Source organism: Streptomyces sp. HUAS ZL42 (assembly GCF_040782645.1).
Classification (GTDB): domain Bacteria; phylum Actinomycetota; class Actinomycetes; order Streptomycetales; family Streptomycetaceae; genus Streptomyces.
The window spans coordinates 5,099,495-5,120,145 of record NZ_CP160403.1; the positions used below are offsets into that span (position 1 = coordinate 5,099,495).

Genomic DNA, 20,651 nt, shown 5'->3' on the forward strand with positions numbered 1-20,651 from the left:
CAAGTTGTGACGTGTGTCACGGCACCAGTGTGGGAATCGCTGGGGGCATGACAGATGACGCCATAGCGAGTGGGCAGTCGGGCCTCTCCGACGAAGAACGGCTTGCCCAGCTCGGCTACACGCAGGTCCTTGCCCGCCGCATGTCGGCGTTCTCCAACTACGCGGTCTCCTTCACGATCATCTCGGTCCTGTCGGGCTGCCTGACGCTGTACCTCTTCGGTATGAACACGGGCGGCCCGGCCGTGATCACCTGGGGTTGGGTGGCCGTAGGCCTGATGACCCTCTTCGTCGGCCTGTCGATGGCCGAGATCTGTTCGGCGTACCCGACGTCGGCGGGCCTGTACTTCTGGGCGCACCGGCTCGCGCCCCCGCGTTCGGCCGCCGCGTGGGCGTGGTTCACGGGCTGGTTCAACGTGCTGGGCCAGGTCGCGGTGACCGCGGGCATCGACTTCGGGGCTGCGTCCTTCCTCGGTGCGTACCTGAACCTGCAGTTCGACTTCGAGGTGACACCGGGCCGTACGGTCCTGCTCTTCGCGGCGATCCTCCTGCTGCACGGCCTGCTGAACACGTTCGGCGTACGGATCGTCGCCCTCCTGAACAGCGTGAGCGTGTGGTGGCACGTGCTGGGGGTCGCCGTGATCGTCGGCGCGCTGACCTTCGTACCGGACAAGCACCAGTCGGCGTCCTTCGTCTTCGGCGAGTTCGTGAACAACACCGGCTGGGGCAGCGGGGTGTACGTGGTGCTGCTGGGCCTGCTGATGGCCCAGTACACCTTCACGGGCTACGACGCCTCGGCCCACATGACGGAGGAGACGCACGACGCGTCGACGGCGGGCCCGAAGGGCATCGTGCAGTCCATCTGGACGTCATGGATCGCCGGATTCGTCCTCCTGCTCGGCTTCACCTTCGCGATCCAGTCCTACGACGGTGCCCTCAACTCCCCGACCGGCGCCCCGCCCGCGCAGATCCTGCTCGACGCACTGGGCGCGACGGCGGGCAAGCTGCTCCTGCTGATCGTGATCGGCGCGCAGCTGTTCTGCGGAATGGCGTCGGTGACGGCCAACAGCCGCATGATCTACGCGTTTTCACGCGACGGGGCGCTGCCCTTCTCGCACGTGTGGCACACGGTGAGTCCGCGCACCCGTACGCCGGTGGCGGCCGTGTGGCTGGCGGCGGGCGGAGCCCTGGTGCTCGGTCTCCCCTACCTGATCAATGTCACGGCTTACGCGGCTGTCACGTCCATCGCCGTCATCGGCCTCTACATCGCGTACGTCATCCCGACGCTGCTGCGGGTGCGAAAGGGTGACGGCTTCCAGCGCGGGCCCTGGCATCTGGGCCGCTGGTCGAAGGCGATCGGTGTGGTGTCGGTGGCGTGGGTCGGCGTGATCACGGTGCTGTTCATGCTGCCCCAGGTCTCCCCCGTCACGTGGGAGACCTTCAACTACGCCCCGGTCGCCGTCCTGGTCGTCCTCGGCTTCGCGGCGATCTGGTGGCTGGCCTCGGCCCGGAAGTGGTTCCTCAACCCCGACCACGAACGCACCCGCGCCCGCGAGGCGGCCCGCAAGGGCGCACCCGAACCGGTCGATCCCTGACGTTCCCGCCCTGTCACCCCCCTGACGCGGCCGTGTCCACCGATACCCGATCGGAGAGACGGCCGCGTCCGGCTATGCTCGGGGAGGCAACATCGCCTGGGCCCTTAGCTCAATTGGCAGAGCAGTGGACTTTTAATCCATTGGTTGTGGGTTCGAGTCCCACAGGGCCTACGGAAGAGCCCCCGCACCAGATGGTTCTGGTGCGGGGGCTCAGGCGTTCTCCAGGGCCGCGGCCGTCCCGTCAGTGGTATTGGCCGACCTCGTAGTCGCCGGCGGGCTGCTGGGTGATGACGTTTCCGCGGTTGAAGGCGTTGATGACGGCGATCTGGGTCACCAAGGCGGCGAGCTGGTCCTCGTCGTAGTGCTTGGCGGCGTTGGCCCACACCTCGTCCGAGACGCCGCCGGCCGCGTCCGCGAGGCGCGTGCCCTCCTCGGTCAGCTCCAGGGCGGCGCGCTCGGCCTCGCTGAAGACCTTGGCCTCGCGCCAGGCAGCGACCAGGTTGATGCGCACCGCGCTCTCCCCGGCGTGCGCGAGTTCCTTGGTGTGCATGTCGATGCATCCGGCGCAGCCGTTGATCTGGCTGGCGCGGAGGTTGACCAGTTCCCGCGTCGCGAACGGCAGCGTCGACTCCCCGAGCGCCCTGCTCGCGGCGGCGATGTGCTTGAAGGCCTTGGCCGCGACCGGGATTGCCATGAGGTTCAACCGAGCTTCCACGATGCACTCCTGTGTCGTTGTTGGCGGTTACACCTCTTGGACAGGACAGCTCCCGCAGGTTGTGACACGTACGAGTGTGATCCGTGTCTCAGCCTTGGACGCGCGGCCAGGTTCGTCGCACGGAATCCGCGTCTCTACTTGCGCATCCGCGCCGTGAGTTGGAGGTCTTCCGGGACTGCCTCGGTGGTGATCTGTCCGCCTGCCCGGGGTGACCGGCAGACCGGCCGACGGGTTCTGGCGGGTCCCCTGACGCCCTGATCGGCCATCAGACCCCGCCGAACAGCGACATGAGGCCCTCGTCCAGGGCCGGTTCCAGGGACTCGTCGCCCGGAGGGACCGCGGCGTACGAGCGGAGGAGGAAGCGGTGGAGGGCGGTCGTGTCGAAGCGGATCATGGCCAGGCCCTGGGGTGAGGCGAACTCCACGATCGTGTGCGACGGTCCGCAGGGCCAGATGTGTACGTCGCCGATTCCGGCGGGGGTCCCCAGCCCCTCCTCGAGGAGGGTCCGGGCGAAGGTCCACGTCACCGCCTCTCCGCCGAGCGAGAACCGGGCCGGGAAGGTGATGTGCACGGCGAGGGGGTCGGTGGAGGCGTAGCGGAGGGTGGCGGACACCGCGATCTCCCGGGTGCGGGTGATCACGTGGGCGCGGGTGGGGTGCTCCAGGACGACGTGCATGAGCTGTCTCCGAATTCCGGTGAGGTGCCACCGGCCCGGTCCGGCCGATGTGTCTTCTCGACCTCGTGGAGGGCCCGCGCATTACGCGAGATCGCGAGACATGTGTTGTGACCTGTATCACCTTCCCCGATTCCTTGCGATTTTTGTCATCTACGCTTACAAACTGGCGCTCGCCACATCAGCATCACTTGCCCCATCACCATCCGCAGGGAACTGGAGCGTTCCTGCCCATGAATGACGGCCCCGTCGCCGCGCCGACACCGGCGTCCGCGTCCACCACCGCCGAGTACGCGCGGATCTACGAGGAGCAGCAGCCCCGCCTCGTCGCCTTCGCGCGCTCGCTCACCAGGAACTCCTGGGCCGCCGAGGACCTCGTCGCCGAGGCGCACTTCCGTGTGTGGCGGCGGCTGTCCGCGGGACACGAGATCGACAACGTGCCGGCGTACCTCATGACGACGGTGCGCCATCTCGCGGCCGCCGCCGGGACCGCCGTACGCGAGACCCCGCAGGACCCGCAGGACCCGCAGACCGCCGAACGGACCGAGGACGCCGTTCGCGGCGACGACCCTGCCGAGCAGGTGTCCTCGGTGGATCTCCTGGTGCGCGTGCTCGGCCAACTGCCCGACCGCTGGGTGAAGGCGCTGTGGCTGGCGGAGGCGGAGGGGCAGCCGCTGGCGGCGATCGGTCCGCAGATCGGCATCAAGCAGGGCGCCACGGCGGTGCTGCTGCACCGGGCGCGGGAGGGTATGCGCCAGGCCTTCCTGCGTGAGCAGCTCGGCGCCCCGGACGATCCCGCGTGCGAGGTCCACTGGGTGCGCATGCCCGCGTACGTCCGCGGCTCTGCGACGGCGCGGCAGTCCGAGCGGCTGCTCGGCCACGTCGACGCGTGCGAAGACTGCCGCGGGCGGCTCGCCGTTCTGATGCGCACCAACGACCGGCTGCCCGCACTCGTCGGTCCGGCTCTGCTCGTGTTCGCGCTCGGCGGCGCCGGCAAGTTCCTCCTGTCGTTCGCCGCGGGTTCCGCAGGTGCGGCGACCGCGGTGGGCGGGAAGGGTGGCGGGCTACTGCAGTCCGTACGCGGTGGCGTGAACGGTGGCTCGAAGGTGCCGACGACGGTGGTCTCGGTCGGCGCGGCCGTGGTGGCCGCCGCCGCGATCTTCATCACGCTCGCCTCGATCGACCCCCACACGGTTCCGATCGAGCGGACGCCGGTGGCGGAGGCTCCGGTCGCGGAGGTCCCGGTGACCCGGCAGCCCACGGAGGCCGGACCCGGCACCGAGGACGTGACCCAGGACCGCGGTACGTCCGCCGCCTCGAGCCGGAACGGTGGCGACCAGGGCGAACAGGCCGTCAGGGGCAGCGCCGGTCGTGCGTCTTCGGGCGGCACCGGCGGGGCGGGACCCGTGGTTGTTCCGGCGCAGGGCGGTGGCGCCGCGACGGGCGGCTCCGAGCCGGAACCCGCCGTGGACGAGCAGCCGGATGGCCAGGATCAAGACCAGGACCAGGGCCAAGGGCAAGGCCAGGGTCACGGGCAGGACCAGGATCAGGACCAGGGCCAAGGGCAAGGCCAGGATCAGGACCAGGACCAGGACCAGGATCACGGCGACGATCAGGACCAGGATCACGGGGACGACCAGGACCAGGATCACCCCGGGGAGGAACCGGAAACCCCCGGTACCGAGAACCCCGGCACCCAGAACCCGGGCGCCGAAACCCCCGGTTCCGGGACTCCGGCTACGCCCTCGCCCGCCCCCGCGCCGGAGCCGGTTCCCCCGACTCCCGCGGAACCCACCCCGGTTGAGGAGCCTCCCACCCCTCCGGAGACGTCCGAACCGACCCCGGCCGACCCCGCTCCGGCGTATCCGTCACCGGACGACCCCACACCCGCGGACCCCACACCCGCGGACCCCACACCCGCGGACCCCACACCCCCGGACCCGGCACCGGCCGATCCCGGCCCCGCTCCCACCCCCGACGAGCCGCCCGCTCCCCCCGGAGGCGGCTGCGGGGACTGACGAGGCTTACCCCACGCTCAGTTCCGTCAGTTCGCCCAACGGCAGCGTGTGCTGCGTCTGCAGGACCTTCGCCCGCAGATAGCGGACGTTGTGGGCGGTGGTGAAGACGCCCGTCGGGACGCGGTCGTTGACGTCGATGCCCAGGTCGCGGAGCTGGTCGGCCTTGTCGGGGTTGTTGGAGAGCAGGTCCAGTTCCCGGATCCCCAGGGCCTGGAGCATCTGCGCCGCCGCCGTGTAGTCGCGGGCGTCCTCGGGCAGGCCCAGGGCCGCGTTCGCCTCGTAGGTGTCCAGGCCCTGGTCCTGGAGGGCGTACGCGTCGAGCTTGTTGTACAGGCCGATGCCGCGGCCCTCCTGGCGGAGGTAGAGCAGGACGCCGCCGCGGGCCGCGATGCGTTCGACCGCCTCGCGCAGCTGGGGACCGCAGTCGCAGCGTGCGGAGCCGAAGACGTCACCGGTCAGGCACTCGGAGTGCAGGCGGACCAGTGGGGTCGCGCCGGGGTCCGGGTCGCCGAGGACCACGGCCACGTGTTCCTGGCCGTCGGCGAGGCCGTGGAAGGTGACCATTTCGGCGTCGACGCTGTAGCCGTCGTGGAAGCGCAGCGGTACCCGGACGCGGGCGCGCGGCGTGGCGGCGGGGAAGTCGGGCATGCGGGTTCTCCGGGTTCCGTTCCGTACCGGTGCCGCCCGCCTCGGGCGGACGGCATCTGCTTCACACACCTGCTTCAGATTTGAAGCAGATCTACGGTTCGAGACCCTACCTCATGCTTGAAATTTGAAGCAATGGGTTTGTGGTGCGGCTCATGGGGCCGGCGGTGTCATGAACAGGTCCCGGACGAACGGCGCCGCCACGGCACGTCCTCCGCCGCACTCCCGGCGTCGTCCCCCTCCAGCGCCTGCGCGACGCCGGTGCAGATCTCCTCGAGCTGCGTCACCTGCTCCGGGGTCAGCCGGTCGAAGAGATGGGTGCGGACGGTCTCGACGTGGCCCGGGGCCGAGCGCTCCAGGACGGCCATCCCCTCGTCCGTCAGCGCGGCGATGCGGCCGCGCTTGTCCCACCGGCAGCTCTCGGTGCGCAGCAGGCCGTCCTTCTCTAGGCGCGTCACCGCATACGTCAGCCGACTGCGGGTGATCTTCAGTTTCTCGGCGAGATCGGTCATGCGCAGGGCACGGTGCGGGGTCTCGGAGAGATTGGCGAGGATGGAGTAGTAGAGATGGGGCATGCCGGCGTCCTGCTGGAGCTGCCGGTCGATCGCGTCCTCCAGGAGGTGCGTCGCGGCGATGTATGCGCGCCAGGCGCGCTGCTCCTCGGGCGTGAGCCAGCGGGTCGTCATACAGCCAGTGTAAGTTTGTTTCAAACTTGAACCAAGACCCACCTTCATCCACCCGCCACCACACACCGCCGGGGAGCGCGTCGATGCCCCACCCGTACGTCCTGCTGTCCGCCGCCGTCTCCCTCGACGGCTACCTCGACGACACCGGCCCGGAGCGGCTGCTGCTCTCCAGCCCCGGCGACTTCGACCGGGTCGACGAGGTGCGGGCGTCCGTCGACGCCATCCTCGTCGGCGCCGGCACGATCCGCGCCGACAACCCCCGGCTCCTGGTCAACTCGCCCGAGCGGCGGGCCGCCCGGGTCGCCGCGGGACAGCCGGAGTACCCACTGAAGGTCACGGTCAGCGGATCCGGTGAGCTGGACCCCACGGCGAACTTCTGGCACACGGGCGGCGAGAAGGTCGTCTATACGACGGAAAAGGGCGCGGAACGGGCACGGTCACTGCGCCTCGGGGCCGACGTCGTCTCCCTCGGCCCCGATCTCGACTGGCGGCGACTGCTGGAACACCTCCACGACGTGCGCGGTGTACGACGGCTCATGGTCGAGGGCGGCGGCACCGTCCACACCCAGCTGCTCCAGCAGGGGCTGGCGGACGAGCTGCAGCTCGTGCTCGCGCCGCTGTTCGTCGGCGAGCCGGACGCGCCCCGGCTGTTCGGCCCGGGCGGGTACCAGGGCGGGCGGCTGCGGCTGGTGGAGACCCGGCGGATCGAGGACGTCGTCCTGATGCGGTACGAGCCGACCGCACCCGGCAGCGGGGGGTCCGCCTCGGCGGCCGACCGGCACTGGCTGGCGCTCGCGTGTGAGCTGGCGGCGCAGTGTCCGCCGTCGGAGACCGCGTTCAGCGTGGGGGCGGTGGTCGTGGCGGCCGACGGGACCGAGCTGGCGCGGGGGTACTCACGGGAGGGGGGTGACACCGTGGTGCACGCGGAGGAGGCGGCGCTGGCCAAGGTGTCCGCGACGGACCCGCGGCTCGGCTCCGCGACGGTGTACAGCAGCCTGGAACCGTGCGCACGGCGGTCGTCCCGGCCCGCGCCGTGCGCACGGCTGATCCTCGACGCCGGGGTACGGCGGGTCGTGACGGCGTGGCGTGAGCCTGACACCTTCGTCGAGAGTGCCGACGGGAGCGGGGTGCTGGCGGCCGAGGGCGCGGAGGTCGTCGTACTCCCGGAATACGAGGAGCGGGCCAAGGCGCCCAACCGCCATCTGCCGGCGTGAGCGGTCCGGCCGCAGGTGCGCGAGTGGCGTCCGGGACTCCCCCCGGACAAACCCTTGTGCTTCGTGTCCCGCGCATGGCGTACACTGGTGTCACACCGACGCGGGGTGGAGCAGCTCGGTAGCTCGCTGGGCTCATAACCCAGAGGTCGCAGGTTCAAATCCTGTCCCCGCTACTGAAGGCCGAGGGCCGGGACCCATGAGGGTCCCGGCCCTCGGTGTGTTTCGGCTCGCCGTATGACTCTCTTGATCGTTGTTACCGGGGGTGAGCGCGCGACCGCCCTCCGCATAACAATTGATACACCGTCAAAACCTGTGGGAATCCTGAGGCACGGCCAACTCGCCCGATTTAAGACGGTCATGGCCCGTTGGTCCGGGCCAAAAAAGTTAATGATCAAGTGGAACAGCTTGGAATCCGGTGTCCACGTCTATTAACGTTCGATAACGCAGCGCGGTCGTCCCAGCCGTCACAAGAGGCGGCTCCGTGCTCACGTGCCGAATCCCGCAAGGGAACCGGGGAACCACCAACTTGGGGTGAATCGCGCGGAATGCCGCCGGTGACTACCGGCTGGTATACGCGCGTAGGAGACCTTCCCGCTCCGAACCCGTCAGCTAACCCGGTAGGCGACGGAAGGAAAGGAGTACGCCTTCGTGGCGTCCAACCGGCCTGCCCCACAAGCCCCGTTCGTGCCGAGCCAGCGCACTCCCGAGACCTTCGGCTACGGCAGCTACCGCACCGACGAGGGCCCCTGGGAGGAGTGGAACCCCACCGAGGAGTCCATTCAGCCGGTACGCGGCCGGCATCGCGTCAGCAAGCAGCGCGGCGGGGGACTCGCCCGCAGCTCCACCGTTCTGGGCGTCGGCGTCATCGCCGCCGTCGGCGCGGGCGGCATGGCCAGCGCCAACACCGGCAAGCCGCCGGTGTCCATCTCCATGCCCGACCTGCCCTCGTTCCTCTCGGACGACGCCTCGGACGCCAAGCCGGCCACGGCCGCGCTCAGCAGCGTCGTGAGCGCCGACGACACCACCGAGGGCACCAACGGCGCCGGCGACGCGCTGCGCGACCGGATCATGGCGCAGGCCCAGTCGCAGAAGGTCCAGGTCGACACCAAGGCCCAGCTGGCCACCGAGGCCGCCGTGGCCAAGCAGGCCGCCGAGGCGGCGGCGCAGGCGGAGAAGGAGGCCGCGGAGGCGGCCGCCGCCGCCAAGAAGAAGGCGGAGGAGGAGGCCGCGCGGAAGGCGGAGGCCGAGCGCCTCGCCGAGCTGGCCAGGCAGTACACGCTGCCGACCTCCTCGTACACCATCACCTCGACCTTCGGTCAGGCCGGCTCCATGTGGTCCTCCGGCTACCACACGGGCCTCGACTTCGCCGCTCCCACGGGCACGCCGATCAAGGCGATCCACAGTGGCACGATCACCGAGGCGGGCTGGTCCGGCTCCTACGGCTACCGCACGATCCTCACCCTCGACGACGGCACCGAGCTGTGGTTCTGCCACCAGTCGTCGATCAGCGTGAGCGTGGGACAGAAGGTCAGCACCGGCGACGTCATCGGCCGCGTGGGCGCGACGGGCAACGTGACCGGGCCGCACCTGCACCTCGAGGTCCACCCGAACGGCCAGGCCGACGGGATCGACCCCATGGCGTGGCTGCGGAGCAGGGGCCTCAACCCCTGACGCACACCCCATCCGACCCCGGCGGTCCTGACGAAAACCCCCCACGTCAGGGCTGCCGGTCCGGCGTTTTCCGCTTCCGGAACCTTAACTTCCGCACGTTTACGGGAACTTTGCGGCTGTCTCGGAAGAGGGGCCTCCGTCGCGGCTGTTGACGTTGAGCATGACTTCTCTTCGCAAGCTCGGCTCATCCGACCTCGAGGTCTTCCCGCTCGCCCTCGGCGGCAACGTCTTCGGCTGGACCGCCGACGAGACGGCCTCCTTCGCCGTCCTCGACGCCTACGCGCCCGTCGGCGGCAACTTCGTCGACACCGCCGACTCCTACTCGGCGTGGGCCGCCGGCAACCAGGGCGGCGAGTCCGAGACGATCATCGGATGGGGATCCCCCCGCTCGAGCGAAGCCGAGAGTGGGGGAGGGTCAGGGCGTGCGGCAACCGCTCGGACGTCGTCATCGCCACCAAGGTCAGCCAGCATCCGGAGTACCAGGGCCTGACCGCCGCCAACATCAAGGCGGCCGCCGACGCCTCCCTGCGCCGCCTCGGCACCGACTACATAGACCTCTACTACACGCACTTCGACAAGCCCGAGGTGCCCGTCGAGGAGATCGTCGGCGCCCTCGACGAACTGGTGAAGGCGGGCAAGGTGCGGCACATCGCGGCCTCCAACATCTCGCCGGAGCGCCTGCGGGCGTCCCTCGAGTTCTCCGACCGCGAGGGCCTGGCCCGCTACGTGGCCCTCCAGCCCCACTACAACCTGGTCTCACGCGACACCTACGAGGGCGACCTCCAGGACCTCGCCGCCCGCTCCGGCCTCGCCACCGTCCCGTACTACGCGCTCGCCTCCGGCTTCCTCACCGGCAAGTACCGCCCCGGTACGACGGTCGAGAGCCCGCGCGCCCAGGGCGCCGGCAAGCATCTGGACACCGAGCGCGGCGCCCGGGTCCTCACCGCCCTGGACGAGATCGCCGCGGCCCACGACGCCCCGGCCGCCACGGTCGCCCTGGCCTGGCTCGCAAGCCGCCCGACGGTGGCGGCACCGATCGCCTCCGCGAGGACGCCGGCCCAGCTTCCGGCGCTGCTGGGGGTGGCGGAGCTGGAGCTGACGGAGGCGCAGGCGGCGAAGCTGACGGAGGCCTCGGCCTGGGCCAGGCCTGTCCGGCGGATCAGGTCGCAGAGAATCAACGGCATCTGATCAGCCCAGGTGAGCGGGGCGACGGGGGAGTCGGCAACCGACGACAACGCGGCAGACGGGCGTGCCATGCCCCGAGTCTGCGGCATGATCCGCCGGACTCAGGCCCTAGGAGTTCCCCTCGCCGCAGCGGCGCTCAGCGGCGGCGATCCGTCCCGGCGGTGCCGGACTCTCCGCAACCCATGTGCCTACCACTGGTACGGGTTGTACATGGGATACGGCACCGCCGAATGCGTGTACCCCGGCCAGACCGCCGGAGCCACCCGTGCCGCGTAGTCCAGCGCGGGCCGTGCCACCTCCCGCCGCCACCACAGCTCCTGCAGCAGCTCCCCTTCCCGTACGACGAAGTCGGCCCCCGCCCGGCCCCGGCGCCCCCGGTGCCGCAGGAACGCCAGGGACGTCGCGTACGCCTCGTACTGCGCCACGGCCCGCGCGGCCGGCTTTCCGAAGTGTTGTGCGGCGTACTCCCGCGCCAGCCGCCGGGCCCGCATCGAGCCGAGCACGAACGGCTCGGCCGGCATCAGCCAGCCGGCGACGGCATAGGCGGGCAACTCCTCGCGCACGGTCCGCAGCTCACGCTGCCGTGTCCAGATGACCAGCCAGGTCAGCAGCCCGAACGCGGGCACCATGAACGCCCCGTACACGGCGAAGAACCCGTACTCGCCGAAGGTCGACGAGCCGTTCCAGAAGGCGTGCATGCCCATCGCGAGCAGCAGCCCGGACAGCGGGAGCAGGACGCGCCGCAGGTGCTGCCGGTCCCCGGAGAGCGCGGCGACGCCGAAGCCGATGCCGGTGAGGACGGTGAACAGGGGGTGCGCGAACGGGGACATGATGACGCGGACGAAGAAGGTCGCCGCGGTGACGGAGGCGATGCCGCTGTCGCCGGTGAGCTGGTCGGTACCGAAGGCGGTACCGAGGTAGAGGATGTTCTCGGTGAAGGCGAAGCCGGTGGCCGTGACCCCCGCTATCACCACCCCGTCGACGATCCCGGTGAAGTCCCGTCTGCGGAAGAGGAAGACCAGTAAGACGGCGGCGGCCTTGGCCGACTCCTCGACGACGGGCGCGATGACGGTGGCGCCGAGGGTGTCGGCGCTGGACGGGTCGGCGGTGGCCGTCGCTATCCACTTCGTGGCGAAGCTGTTGGCGACGATGGCGATCAGCGCGGCGGCACAGGCGCCCCAGGCGAAGGCGAACAGCAGGTTGCGCCAGGGCCCGGGCTCCACGCGGTCGAGCCAGCGGAAGGCGGCGATGAGCAGCGGCACGGGCAGGACCGCGAGCCCGAGCCCGACGAGGAACCCCTCCGTGCCGGTCTGCCTCCGCACGAGCGCGAGGATGACGAGCCCCGAGAGCGAGAGGAGGGTGATCAGTGCCCCGTACCGAACCCACGTCCGCTGCCACCAGTGTGCGTGCCGAAGCGCACCGCCGGTGAGGCCGCTGTGGTGTGTCGGGTACGGGGGACAGGTGGCCACGGCATCGACCCTAACGAGGGAGTGCGCCGCCCGCGACGGTGCCTCGTGCGTCAGTCGCCGGCGGGACGATCGGGGGAGGGCTGGTCTGCGAGGTGCGGTTGTCGCTGCTCGTCCGACTGCCCCCGGTGCTGTACGCGGCGGAAGAGCAGATCGTTCACCACATGACCCTTGTCCAGTCCCTGGCCCTCGAAACGGGTCAGCGGCCGGAAGTCGGGGCGCGGCGCGAAACCGCCGCCGGCCTGGGTGTTCTCGAAGTCGGGATGCGCGCTGAGCACCTCGAGCATCTGCTGGGCGTACGGCTCCCAGTCCGTCGCACAGTGCAGGATCGCCCCCGGCTTCAGCCGCGTGGCGGCGAGGCTGAGGAACAGCGGCTGGATGAGCCGTCGCTTGTGGTGCCGCTTCTTGGGCCAGGGGTCGGGAAAGTAGACACGCAACCCGTCCAGCGAGTCGGGGCCGAGCATCTCGCGGAGCAGGATGATCGCGTCCCCGTTCGCCACCCGGATGTTGGTCAGCCCGCTCCTGTCCGCCAGATTGAGCAGATTGCCCTGTCCAGGGGTGTGCACGTCCACGGCGAGGATGTTGGTGCCGGGATCGGCGGCGGCCATCTGAGCGGTGGCCTCTCCCATCCCGAACCCGATCTCGAGCACGACGGGATTGCCGTTCCCGAACAGCTCGGCCGGATCCACGACCTGCTGCCCGTCGATGTCGAGCCCCCACTTGGCCCACAGTCGCTGCAACGCGTCCGCCTGCCCGGCTGTCACCCGGCTGCGGCGCGGCTGAAAACTCCGGATCCGCCGCTCGAAGTGCGACCCGGCAGGATCAGCCTTCGGCCCGTCGGGAAACCGCGGCTCCCCCTTGGCGCGCGTATGCCGAACGGACACACCGGGCACATGCCGGGGCGTCTCCACAGGGGCGGACCGGGGGGCTTCGGGGGTGTTCACGGAGTCAGACACAGTGAGTCGATTTTACGGCGGCCCGGACGCCGTCAGTCCGCGGGCACCGCGGCCTTTCACGCGGATCCCAGCACGGCCAACGCCCTCCTCGCCACCTCCCGCCCGATCGGCAGCGAAGCGGTCGCCGCAGGCGACGGGGCATTGAGCACATGCACGGCCCGCGCCCCCTCCTGGATCAGGAAGTCGTCCACCAGCCCCCCGTCCCGCCCCACCGCTTGCGCCCGCACCCCCGCGGCCGCCGCCACCAGGTCTCCCTCCTCAACGGCCGGCAGCAGCCTGCGCACCGCCGCCACGAACGCCCCCTTGGACACCGACCGCCGCAGCTCCCCCACCCCGTACCGCCAGTGCCGCCGCCCCATCCGCCACACCCCGGGCCAGGCCACCGTCGCCGCCACCTCCCGCGGCCGTACGACCCCCCACGCGTACCCCTCCCGGGCCAGCGCCGGCACCGCATTGGGCCCGACGTGCACCTCTCCGTCGATCCCTCGCGTCAGATGCACCCCGAGGAACGGAAACGCCGGGTCCGGCACCGGATACACCAGCCCCCGCACCAGCTCCGGCCGCGCCAGCTCGTAGTACTCGCCCCGGAACGGCACGATTCGCACCCCGGGTTCGTCCCCCGTCATCCGGGCCAGGTCGTCGCAGTACAGCCCGGCGCAGTTCACCAGCACCCGCGCGCGTACGACCTCGCCGCGCTCCGTCCGCACGGCGACCCCCAGCTCCGGCCGCCGGTCCACCTGTACGACCCGGGCCCCGTACCGGATCTCCGCCCCCGACGCCTCGCCGAGCTGCCGCGCGACCCCGGCGAAGTCGCACACGCCCGTCGTCCCGACGTGGATCGCGGCGAGCCCCCGCACCTCCGGCTCGTACTCGGCGATCTGGGCGGTGCCCAGTTCCCGTACCGGAATCCCGTTCTCCCGCCCGCGCTGGACGAGCGCGTGCAGCCGCGGCAGTTCCTCCCGCTCCGTCGCCACGATCAGCTTGCCGGTGACCGCGTGCGTGATGCCGAACTCGGCGCAGAACTTGACCATCTCGGCGGCACCCCGCACCGCGTACCGCGCCTTCAGCGACCCCGGCCGGTAGTAGATCCCGCTGTGGATGACGCCGCTGTTGCGCCCCGTCTGATGCCGGGCCGGCCCCGGCTCCTTCTCCAGCACCGTCACCCGCGTGCCCGGCGCGGCCCGCGTGATCGCGAACGCCGTGGACAGCCCGACGATGCCACCACCGACGACGAGCACGTCACAGTCGTAGGCGACCACCTGCACCACCTCCCACTCCGATAGTGCACTGCGCCACTGACAGCGACTTCAAACCCAGGGGAGGGCAGCACAGGCAAGGACACCCGGCGCTCCGAGCGGAACGCTTACGCCGGGGCCACCAGCAGTGGCCGCGCCCGCTCCCGCAACTCCACCACCCGCGGCTCGTCGCCGTACGGCTCCAGCCGGTGGAGAAGATCCTTCACGTACTCGGTGGTACGCGCCGACGATATGCGCCCCGCGACCTCCACCGCCCGCACGCCCTGCTCGCATGCCGCATCGAGGTTGCCGGACTCCAGTTCGGCGACCGCCGACACGACGAGACGCAGCCCGTGCGAGCGCACGAACTCCTCCGTCGGCTTCGACAGCGCCTGCTCCGTGAAGCGGCGCACCTGCCGCGGTGCCTTCAGGTCGCGGTAGCACTCGGCTGCGTCGGCGGCGAAGCGGTCGTAGGAGTAGAAGCCGAGCCAGGAGGGGTCGTTGTCGCCGTCCCTGGACCGCTCCAGCCAGCCCTCGGCCGCCTTCAGGGCCGCGCCCGCCGCATGCGCGTCACCCGCGCGCGCGTGCGCGCGTGCCTCGACCAGGCGGAAGAAGCTCATGGTGCGGGCCGTGGCCAGACCGCGGTTGCGTTCCAGGGCGGCCTGGGCGAGGTCGACGCCCTCGTCGCCGAAGCCGCGGTAGGTGGCCTGCAGCGACATGGAGGCCAGCACGTACCCCCCGAGGGGTACGTCGGCTGCCGCGCGCGCGAGGCGAAGCGCCTGTATGTAGTACCTCTGCGCGGCCTCCTGCTGGCCCGTGTCGAAGGCCATCCAGCCCGCGAGGCGGGTGAGTTCGGCGCTCGCCCCGAAGAGCGCTCTGCCGACTTCGTCGGAGTACGAGCCGAGCAGCAGCGGCGCCGCCTCGACCCTCAGGCACTCCGGCACCATCGACGAACGCCAGTCGCCGCCTCCGTACTTGGAGTCCCAGCGCCTGGCGTCCTCGGCGGCCTCCCGCAGTTTCTGCACATCGCTGTGGCCGACTTTGAGCGGTGCGCCCGAGCCCTCCGCGGGGTTCGCCTCGCGCGCGACCGAACTGTCGGCCGGGGTTATCAGCCACCGTGAGGCGGGCGTTGCGTACGCGCTCACTGCGAACGATCCGGCCAGCGACTGCCAGATGCCGCCGGAGCCGGCGCGGCGTCCGGCGAGGTCGAGACGGTACAGCTCCGTCGCCGACTTCACCGCCTGTCCGACGTCCCGGGGGAAGGCGAGGCCCACTTCGGGTGCGGGATCCGCGTCCGCCAGACCGATCTCGTGGAGCGGTACCGGGCGGCCGAGCTTCTGGGCGATGGCCGCGGCGATGAGGTGCGGCGCGGCGCCCTGCGGCACCATGCCCTTCGACACCCAGCGCGCCACCGACGTCTTGTCGTAGCGAAGAGTCAACCCGCGTTGAGCGCCAAGGTCGTTGACGCGTCGCGCGAGTCCTGCGTTGCTGATTCCCGCGAGGGCGAGAACGGCGCCGAGCTTTTCGTTCGGCCCGCGTTGCTCCCTGGACATGCGCCACCCCTCGACACAGACGGCTGCCGCGCTGGCATAACCACGCGGCATTCGTAAACCCAGCGTAGTTCGCCGCATCCCAAGCGTTAAGAGGCATTATTCCGGATGGCGGGATTGTGGTCCGTACTGAAGTTTGGCCTTACGTACGGACTGTTGCGTTGTGCTCCCGCTGTGTGGCTGTGCGCCCGCCCGTGCGCTCTTCTCCGGCCACCCGGGGAGCGGTTCCATGGGCCGTGCGTGGGTCGGCCCGCTGTACTGGATCCAGTGGGCTGGGGGACACCGCCGCCTCCATCCCCGCGGGCGGCGGACCGGTCCGGGGGGTGGACTCCACCTCCCGGGCTGCGCGCGCGAGTTGCGCCGCGGAGGGCGTGTACGGAGCGTGCGCGCGCTCGCCCCTGCCGCTGTCGCGTGCCCTCGATTTGGCCGAAAATCGACCCCGCCCTTCGCGGTTGATTACCGCTCCCACCACGGAAATTGAGGGCGCGAAGGGTGTTTTCAGGGAGCGTTTCGGGGGCGCATTCACGTCGCAGTCGCCATGCCTCGCCCGGGTGTTCGGGTCGGCGCGCAGCCGTTCGCAAGGATTCGCGACGGCGCACTCCTGGGATCGCAAGCGGCGCCGACGCCCTCTGAGAGGCGTTCTTCGTGGCAGCATGTGAACCGTTCGTACGGTGCACTGGTTGTCCACAGCCTGTGGAGGCGGCGATGCGGTGGTTGGTGGGATGGAGCAGCACCGCCGCGGCGGCCGTCGAGGCCGGCTCCGGCGGAGCCACCGGATTCGACGGCGAGACCGTGCACCCGGTGGGCTCCCAGCTCCTGTGGGGCGACCCCGACCCCCTGTGGGCGGTCGGGGACTGGCGCCCCGACGAGGTGCGGGTGATCAGGGCCGACGCCCGGACCCGGATCGCCGTCCTCGGCACCTGCGGAGCATCCGACGAGCAGCTGCGGGTCGGGCTGTTCGCCGCGCGCGGAGGCGCACTCCGGCATCTGACCACCTGGCCGGGCAGTTACACGGCCGTCGTCCAGGTCGGGCGGCGAATCACCGTCTGCGGTGATCTGGCGGGCGCCCGCCCGGTCTTCTACACCCCCTGGGCGGACGGTACGGCGTACGCGACGGCCGCCCTGCCGCTCGCCGACCTCATCGAGGCCAACCTCGACTTCGGCCACCTCGCCGCGCTGCTCGCGGCCCCCGACGTACCGGCCGCACTGCACGACTCCACTCCCTACGACGGCGTACGGCGCATTCCGCCGGGGCACGCGCTGATCCTGCGCACCGGGGCGCGAGAGATCGCCGGGTACGAGCCGGTCGCCTCCCTCGCGGTGGCGGCACCCTCGGCCGACCCGGACAGCGCGGTCGACGCCGTGCGCGACGCGCTCGTGGAGGCGGTGCGCGCGCGCCTCTCCGCTCCCCGGCACGTCCCCGAGATCGACCCCGGTCCCGTACCCGGGATGGGACCGGCCGAGCGCCGCGCCGCGCGCGGGATGCCGGTTCCGGGCATCGGGGCGGACCTGTCCGGCGGCCCGGCGTCGGGCACGCTGGCGCTCCTCGCCGCCGGTCTCCCCGGGGCGCCCGGCACGGTCCTGGGCCACGGCACGGGCGCGGGGGAGCGGCTGCTCGCCGTCACGTTCAACGACCTCGTCGTGAGCGGCCGGGAGGCCGAGCTGGAGCGGGCGGGGACGCTCGCGGCCAACCCCCGTCTGCACCATGTGGTGGTGGCGGGCGGCGAGGAGACCCTCCCGTACGCCGACCTGGACGGCCCGCTGACGGACGAACCGGGACCGAGCCTGGTCATGGCGGCCCGCCACAGGGCGCGCCTGGTGTCCGGCAGTGCGGACCACTTCACGGGATACGGCGCCCGGCAGGTGCTGGACGCCCACCCCGCTCGCCTCGCGGACCTCCTCATGGACCGCAAGCGGCGCCATCTCGTACGCCCCGTCGCCGCGCTGGCCAAGGCGGACGGTTCGGTGCTGGTCCCCGCGCGCGTGTACGGCGCGGCACGCCGACTGGCCCGTACGCCGTACCGGACGGGCGTGGAGGCCCTCGCCGACCGCCTGCTCCACCGCCGCTTCGACGAGCCCGGGGGCGCGGTGGGAGCGTCCCTGGCGGCGCTCACCTGGGCCAGACCGGGGCCGGCGGCGCGCTGGCTGACAGGCGAGGCCCTCGCTGAAGTATCGGTTCTGCTGCAGGGCTCGACGAACCGCTCCGCAGTCGGCCCGGGCCAGCGGCCCGGCGACTACCGTGCGCGTGCGGCGCTGGCGAGGTACGCGGCGGACCTGCGGATCCTGGAACAGGCGGCCGAGATCCGCTCCCAGCGCCTGCACGCCCCCTTCCTCGACAACCAGGTCGTACGGGCCTGCCGCGCCCTTCCCGAGACACTGCGCGTCCAGCCGGGTGCGCGGGCCGCCATCCTGCGCACCGTCCTGGAGGGCGCGGGAGTGGCCGACCTCCCGCCCGGCTGGGGCGCCCCCTCGCACGCCTCCGCCGCGGCAGCCGCGCGCACCGGCCTGCGGGTGGCCGCCGACTCCCTCATCGGGCTCTTCGACACCCCGCTCCTTGCGGAGGCGGGCCTGGTCGAAGCCCGCGTCGTCCGCAAGGCCCTGCGCGCCGCCGCCCAGGGCGAACCACTCCCCCTGGACGGCCTGGCCGACCTGGTCTCCCTCGAGCTCTGGCTGCGCCGCCTCCTGGCCCGCCGCGGCACCTGCTGGACAGGAACCCCGGCCCGCGCCCGCGCGGTACCGGCGGGAATCGCACCGCGCAGGGGGGCACTGGCCTCCGGCGGTTGAGCGGGGGTGCGGTGCGAGTGCATCCGGCCAGCCGGCACCCGTTCCCGCCCAGCCGCGGCAGCGGTCCCGCCCAACGATGGGTGGCCAGTCTCGCCCAGCCCGCGGGCAGCCCGTCCCACCCAACCGCGGGCATGCGTGCCGCCTGGGGTGCTGGGGTCGCCCCCCGCTCGAGCGAGGCCGGGAGTGGGGGAGGGTGGGAGCGGGTGGCACCTCGTCAGTGCAGGGTTGCGCGTTCCACCTCCGGTAGGCGCAGCGCCGGGCGTCTGTTCATCGGTCCTCGTCGGCCGCAGGCCCTTGCGGCGCCTCGTCAGTGCAGGGTTGCGCGTCCCACCCCGCGCCACGCCGGGTGCCCCTGACTGCATCGGCTCACGGTCTGATGTCGATGCTCACCGAGGATCGGCCCTGCAGGGTCACACCGTGCGTGTACTGCTCCCCGCCGACCGACAGACTGTGGCACTGCCACACCCAGCCGCTCTCACCGAGCCGGACCCCGGGCTCGGTGCACACGTCGGCGACATCGTGCGACAGCCGGCTCCGCTGCCGGTCGACGGTGGGCGGTGGAGAGGGGGACGGCGTCGGGGACAGTGCGCGCGCCGGAAGCACGGTGGCCGACCGTGCACGGGGCGGCGGCGATGCCTGCTCCACCGTGGGCGGGACCGCCGACGGCGGTGCGGGCGTCGCCGCGAGGACCGGCTGTTGCGGTGCCGGCGCCTCCCTCGGGGGCGCCGGCACCGGGTCCGAGGGCTGGACGACCGGAGGGGCCGAGGCCGGCTGCGCCACCGGCTTCTCGGCCGACCCGTCGTCGCCACTGACCGCGAACGCCACCGCCGCGGCGGCCGCAGCCGTCACGGCGACGACTCCCGCCGCGATCCCTGTCCGCACCGGCCGGCCACCGGCGCCCACCCCGCCCGACGAGCCACCGCCCGCCGCGGCGGCCGTACTCGCCGCACCCGCCCCGGCGGCGCCGGCGACGAGACCGAGCGCCTTGGCGTACCCCGCGGCGCCGAACCAGCCGACGACCGCGACCGGCACGACCGCGGGAATGCCGCTCGCGACTTCCTCGAGCTGGCTGACGGCCAGCCGGCACTTGGCGCACTCCTCCAGGTGCTTGCGCAGACCCCGCTCGGCGCGGGTGCGCAGTCTGCGGCGGGCGTACGTGCCGAGCTGGTCGGCGTGACGGGCGCACTCCTCGTCGCCGGCGAGCCCGGCGCTGACGTGCGCCTGGAGGTACGCCTGCTTGAGGCCCTCTCGGGCGCGGCTGGCGAGCACGCGTGTGCCGTTGGCGTCGAGCCCGAAGAGCACCGCCACCTCGCTCGGCGACTCCTCCTCGACCTCGGTGTGCCACAGCACGGCCTGCCAGCGCTCGGGCAGCGACCGGAAGGCCCGCATGGCCATGGACTGCTCGGCCTCGTGCATCGCCCGCACGTCCGCGCCGAGGTCCAGAGCGGCGTCGTCGGACGCCTCCGACGTGCGCGCGGCCTGTGTGGCGAAGACGGCGAAGTCGTCGACGAGCTGCTCCCGCCGCGCCGACTGCGTCCAGCTCGCGGCGACACGGCGCACGGAGGTGAGCAGGTAGGCGCGTACGGCGTGTTCGGGCCCGGAGCCGCCGCGTACGGCCTGGAGCATGCGGGCGAAGACCTCGGCGGTGAGGTCGTCCGCGGTGTGGGCGTCCCGGCAGCAGGTGCGCGCGTACCGGCGCACGGCGGCCGCGTGGCGCCGGTAGAGCTCCTCGTACGCCGTGTCGTCGCCCGAACGCATCCGTCCGATCAGCACCGCGTCGGAGCGGGGCGTGTCGACGGGCGGCGGCAGGGCGCTGTCCTCGTGCCACTCACGCTGTGCCGGGATGCCGCCCGCCGCCGGAGCGGGGGTACCGCCCCGCGGGATGCCGTCCCGCGGTGTGCCGCCCCGCCCGCCCTGACTCGGAATGTGCGGTGTGCGGCCGCCGGCCCTCGCGTCACCGTCACCCAGTGACCCGTCCTGCCCGTCAACGCTCATCGCGGTAAGCCCCCGCCGCCTGCCCAACCAGTCCCGAACACCGGGTCAGAGTGCCATAGCGGCCCTTTGGCCAGACCCCCCGCCGGGCATGATCCACTCGTCCGGGCGGACTTGCCGTAGGGGGTTACCGGCCCTCACCCGTACGGGGCAGGCCCAACCGGCATCACGGCGGCGAGAGTTGGTCAACGCCCGAAATGCCCGAAGGTTCCGAGTGTCGGTCGATGCGCGGGCGGCGCAGCGCCCACGCTCCACAGTCACCCTTTCGA

Annotated in this window: 14 protein-coding genes, 2 tRNA genes, 1 pseudogene and 1 riboswitch; of the genes and pseudogenes, 8 read left to right on the plus strand and 9 right to left on the minus strand. The window is 71.7% G+C overall.

The genetic code is table 11. From position 1 onward, the window contains the following. The first annotated feature begins 47 nt into the window (after window positions 1-47). Both ABZO29_RS23475 and ABZO29_RS23480 read left to right on the plus strand, forming a co-directional pair. Window positions 48-1,592, plus strand: coding sequence for an amino acid permease (locus ABZO29_RS23475; RefSeq protein WP_367322145.1), 1,545 nt, complete (start codon window positions 48-50; stop codon window positions 1,590-1,592). Between the two features lie 98 nt (window positions 1,593-1,690). Then, window positions 1,691-1,763, plus strand: a tRNA-Lys gene (locus ABZO29_RS23480). A gap of 70 nt (window positions 1,764-1,833) precedes the next feature. Here the strand turns inward: ABZO29_RS23480 and ABZO29_RS23485 are convergent. After that, entirely contained in the window at window positions 1,834-2,307 is a 474-nt protein-coding gene (locus ABZO29_RS23485; protein WP_367322146.1) for a carboxymuconolactone decarboxylase family protein, read from the minus strand. 265 nt (window positions 2,308-2,572) lie between these two features. Continuing rightward, window positions 2,573-2,983 (minus strand): SsgA family sporulation/cell division regulator, encoded by a 411-nt coding sequence (locus ABZO29_RS23490; protein WP_367322147.1) that lies wholly within the window; start codon window positions 2,981-2,983, stop codon window positions 2,573-2,575. Between the two features lie 230 nt (window positions 2,984-3,213). On the opposite strand from ABZO29_RS23490, the gene ABZO29_RS23495 reads away from it, so the two are divergent. Continuing rightward, entirely contained in the window at window positions 3,214-4,998 is a 1,785-nt protein-coding gene (locus ABZO29_RS23495) for a sigma-70 family RNA polymerase sigma factor (protein WP_367322148.1), read from the plus strand. A gap of 6 nt (window positions 4,999-5,004) precedes the next feature. Here ABZO29_RS23495 and ribA read toward each other — a convergent pair whose 3' ends face one another. Then, entirely contained in the window at window positions 5,005-5,646 is a 642-nt protein-coding gene (gene ribA, locus ABZO29_RS23500) for a GTP cyclohydrolase II (protein ID WP_367322149.1), read from the minus strand. A 167-nt stretch (window positions 5,647-5,813) separates the two neighbouring features. After that, window positions 5,814-6,329: a MarR family winged helix-turn-helix transcriptional regulator gene (locus tag ABZO29_RS23505; RefSeq protein ID WP_367322150.1), complete on the minus strand. Its 516-nt coding sequence runs from the start codon at window positions 6,327-6,329 to the stop codon at window positions 5,814-5,816. Between the two features lie 83 nt (window positions 6,330-6,412). On the opposite strand from ABZO29_RS23505, the gene ABZO29_RS23510 reads away from it, so the two are divergent. The 4 genes and pseudogenes from ABZO29_RS23510 (at window position 6,413) to ABZO29_RS23525 (ending at window position 10,402) form a co-directional block, all read left to right on the plus strand. After that, window positions 6,413-7,543 (plus strand): dihydrofolate reductase family protein, encoded by a 1,131-nt coding sequence (locus ABZO29_RS23510; protein WP_367322151.1) that lies wholly within the window; start codon window positions 6,413-6,415, stop codon window positions 7,541-7,543. A gap of 99 nt (window positions 7,544-7,642) precedes the next feature. Continuing rightward, window positions 7,643-7,716, plus strand: a tRNA-Met gene (locus tag ABZO29_RS23515). A 307-nt stretch (window positions 7,717-8,023) separates the two neighbouring features. Next, window positions 8,024-8,184, plus strand: a riboswitch (cyclic di-AMP (ydaO/yuaA leader). 7 nt (window positions 8,185-8,191) lie between these two features. Further along, complete coding sequence (locus ABZO29_RS23520) at window positions 8,192-9,214, plus strand: M23 family metallopeptidase (protein WP_367322152.1); 1,023 nt, start codon at window positions 8,192-8,194, stop codon at window positions 9,212-9,214. Between the two features lie 160 nt (window positions 9,215-9,374). Beyond that, window positions 9,375-10,402: pseudogene (locus tag ABZO29_RS23525) on the plus strand (aldo/keto reductase). A 185-nt stretch (window positions 10,403-10,587) separates the two neighbouring features. Here the strand turns inward: ABZO29_RS23525 and ABZO29_RS23530 are convergent. The 4 genes from ABZO29_RS23530 to ABZO29_RS23545 all read right to left on the minus strand — a co-directional run bounded on the left by ABZO29_RS23530 (window position 10,588) and on the right by ABZO29_RS23545 (window position 15,609). Beyond that, a complete protein-coding gene (locus ABZO29_RS23530) occupies window positions 10,588-11,868 on the minus strand; it encodes a PrsW family intramembrane metalloprotease (RefSeq protein WP_367322153.1) in 1,281 nt (426 codons plus the stop codon). Window positions 11,869-11,918: 50 nt separating this feature from the next. Continuing rightward, a complete protein-coding gene (gene trmB / locus ABZO29_RS23535) occupies window positions 11,919-12,821 on the minus strand; it encodes a tRNA (guanosine(46)-N7)-methyltransferase TrmB (protein ID WP_367322154.1) in 903 nt (300 codons plus the stop codon). Between the two features lie 56 nt (window positions 12,822-12,877). Beyond that, window positions 12,878-14,089 (minus strand): L-2-hydroxyglutarate oxidase, encoded by a 1,212-nt coding sequence (lhgO, locus tag ABZO29_RS23540; RefSeq protein ID WP_367322155.1) that lies wholly within the window; start codon window positions 14,087-14,089, stop codon window positions 12,878-12,880. A gap of 95 nt (window positions 14,090-14,184) precedes the next feature. Then, window positions 14,185-15,609 carry an MFS transporter gene (locus ABZO29_RS23545; protein ID WP_367322156.1) on the minus strand — a complete coding sequence of 475 codons (1,425 nt, stop codon included), beginning with the start codon at window positions 15,607-15,609 and terminating at the stop codon, window positions 14,185-14,187. A 702-nt stretch (window positions 15,610-16,311) separates the two neighbouring features. Here ABZO29_RS23545 and ABZO29_RS23550 point away from each other — a divergent pair. Further along, window positions 16,312-18,390 (plus strand): asparagine synthase-related protein, encoded by a 2,079-nt coding sequence (locus ABZO29_RS23550; RefSeq protein WP_367322157.1) that lies wholly within the window; start codon window positions 16,312-16,314, stop codon window positions 18,388-18,390. 366 nt (window positions 18,391-18,756) lie between these two features. Here ABZO29_RS23550 and ABZO29_RS23555 read toward each other — a convergent pair whose 3' ends face one another. After that, on the minus strand, window positions 18,757-20,385 hold the full coding sequence (locus ABZO29_RS23555; protein WP_367322158.1) for an RNA polymerase sigma factor: 1,629 nt from the start codon (window positions 20,383-20,385) through the stop codon (window positions 18,757-18,759). Window positions 20,386-20,651: the final 266 nt, after the last annotated feature.

Coding starts and splice junctions, on each gene's coding strand:
- ABZO29_RS23510 (WP_367322151.1), top strand. CDS start 6,413: ATGCCCCACCCGTACGTCCTGCTGTCCGCCGCCGTCTCCCTCGACGGC.
- ABZO29_RS23495 (WP_367322148.1), top strand. CDS start 3,214: ATGAATGACGGCCCCGTCGCCGCGCCGACACCGGCGTCCGCGTCCACC.
- ABZO29_RS23545 (WP_367322156.1), bottom strand. CDS start 15,609: ATGTCCAGGGAGCAACGCGGGCCGAACGAAAAGCTCGGCGCCGTTCTC.
- ABZO29_RS23555 (WP_367322158.1), bottom strand. CDS start 20,385: ATGAGCGTTGACGGGCAGGACGGGTCACTGGGTGACGGTGACGCGAGG.
- ABZO29_RS23490 (WP_367322147.1), bottom strand. CDS start 2,983: ATGCACGTCGTCCTGGAGCACCCCACCCGCGCCCACGTGATCACCCGC.
- ABZO29_RS23505 (WP_367322150.1), bottom strand. CDS start 6,329: ATGACGACCCGCTGGCTCACGCCCGAGGAGCAGCGCGCCTGGCGCGCA.
- ABZO29_RS23475 (WP_367322145.1), top strand. CDS start 48: ATGACAGATGACGCCATAGCGAGTGGGCAGTCGGGCCTCTCCGACGAA.
- ABZO29_RS23550 (WP_367322157.1), top strand. CDS start 16,312: ATGCGGTGGTTGGTGGGATGGAGCAGCACCGCCGCGGCGGCCGTCGAG.
- ribA (WP_367322149.1), bottom strand. CDS start 5,646: ATGCCCGACTTCCCCGCCGCCACGCCGCGCGCCCGCGTCCGGGTACCG.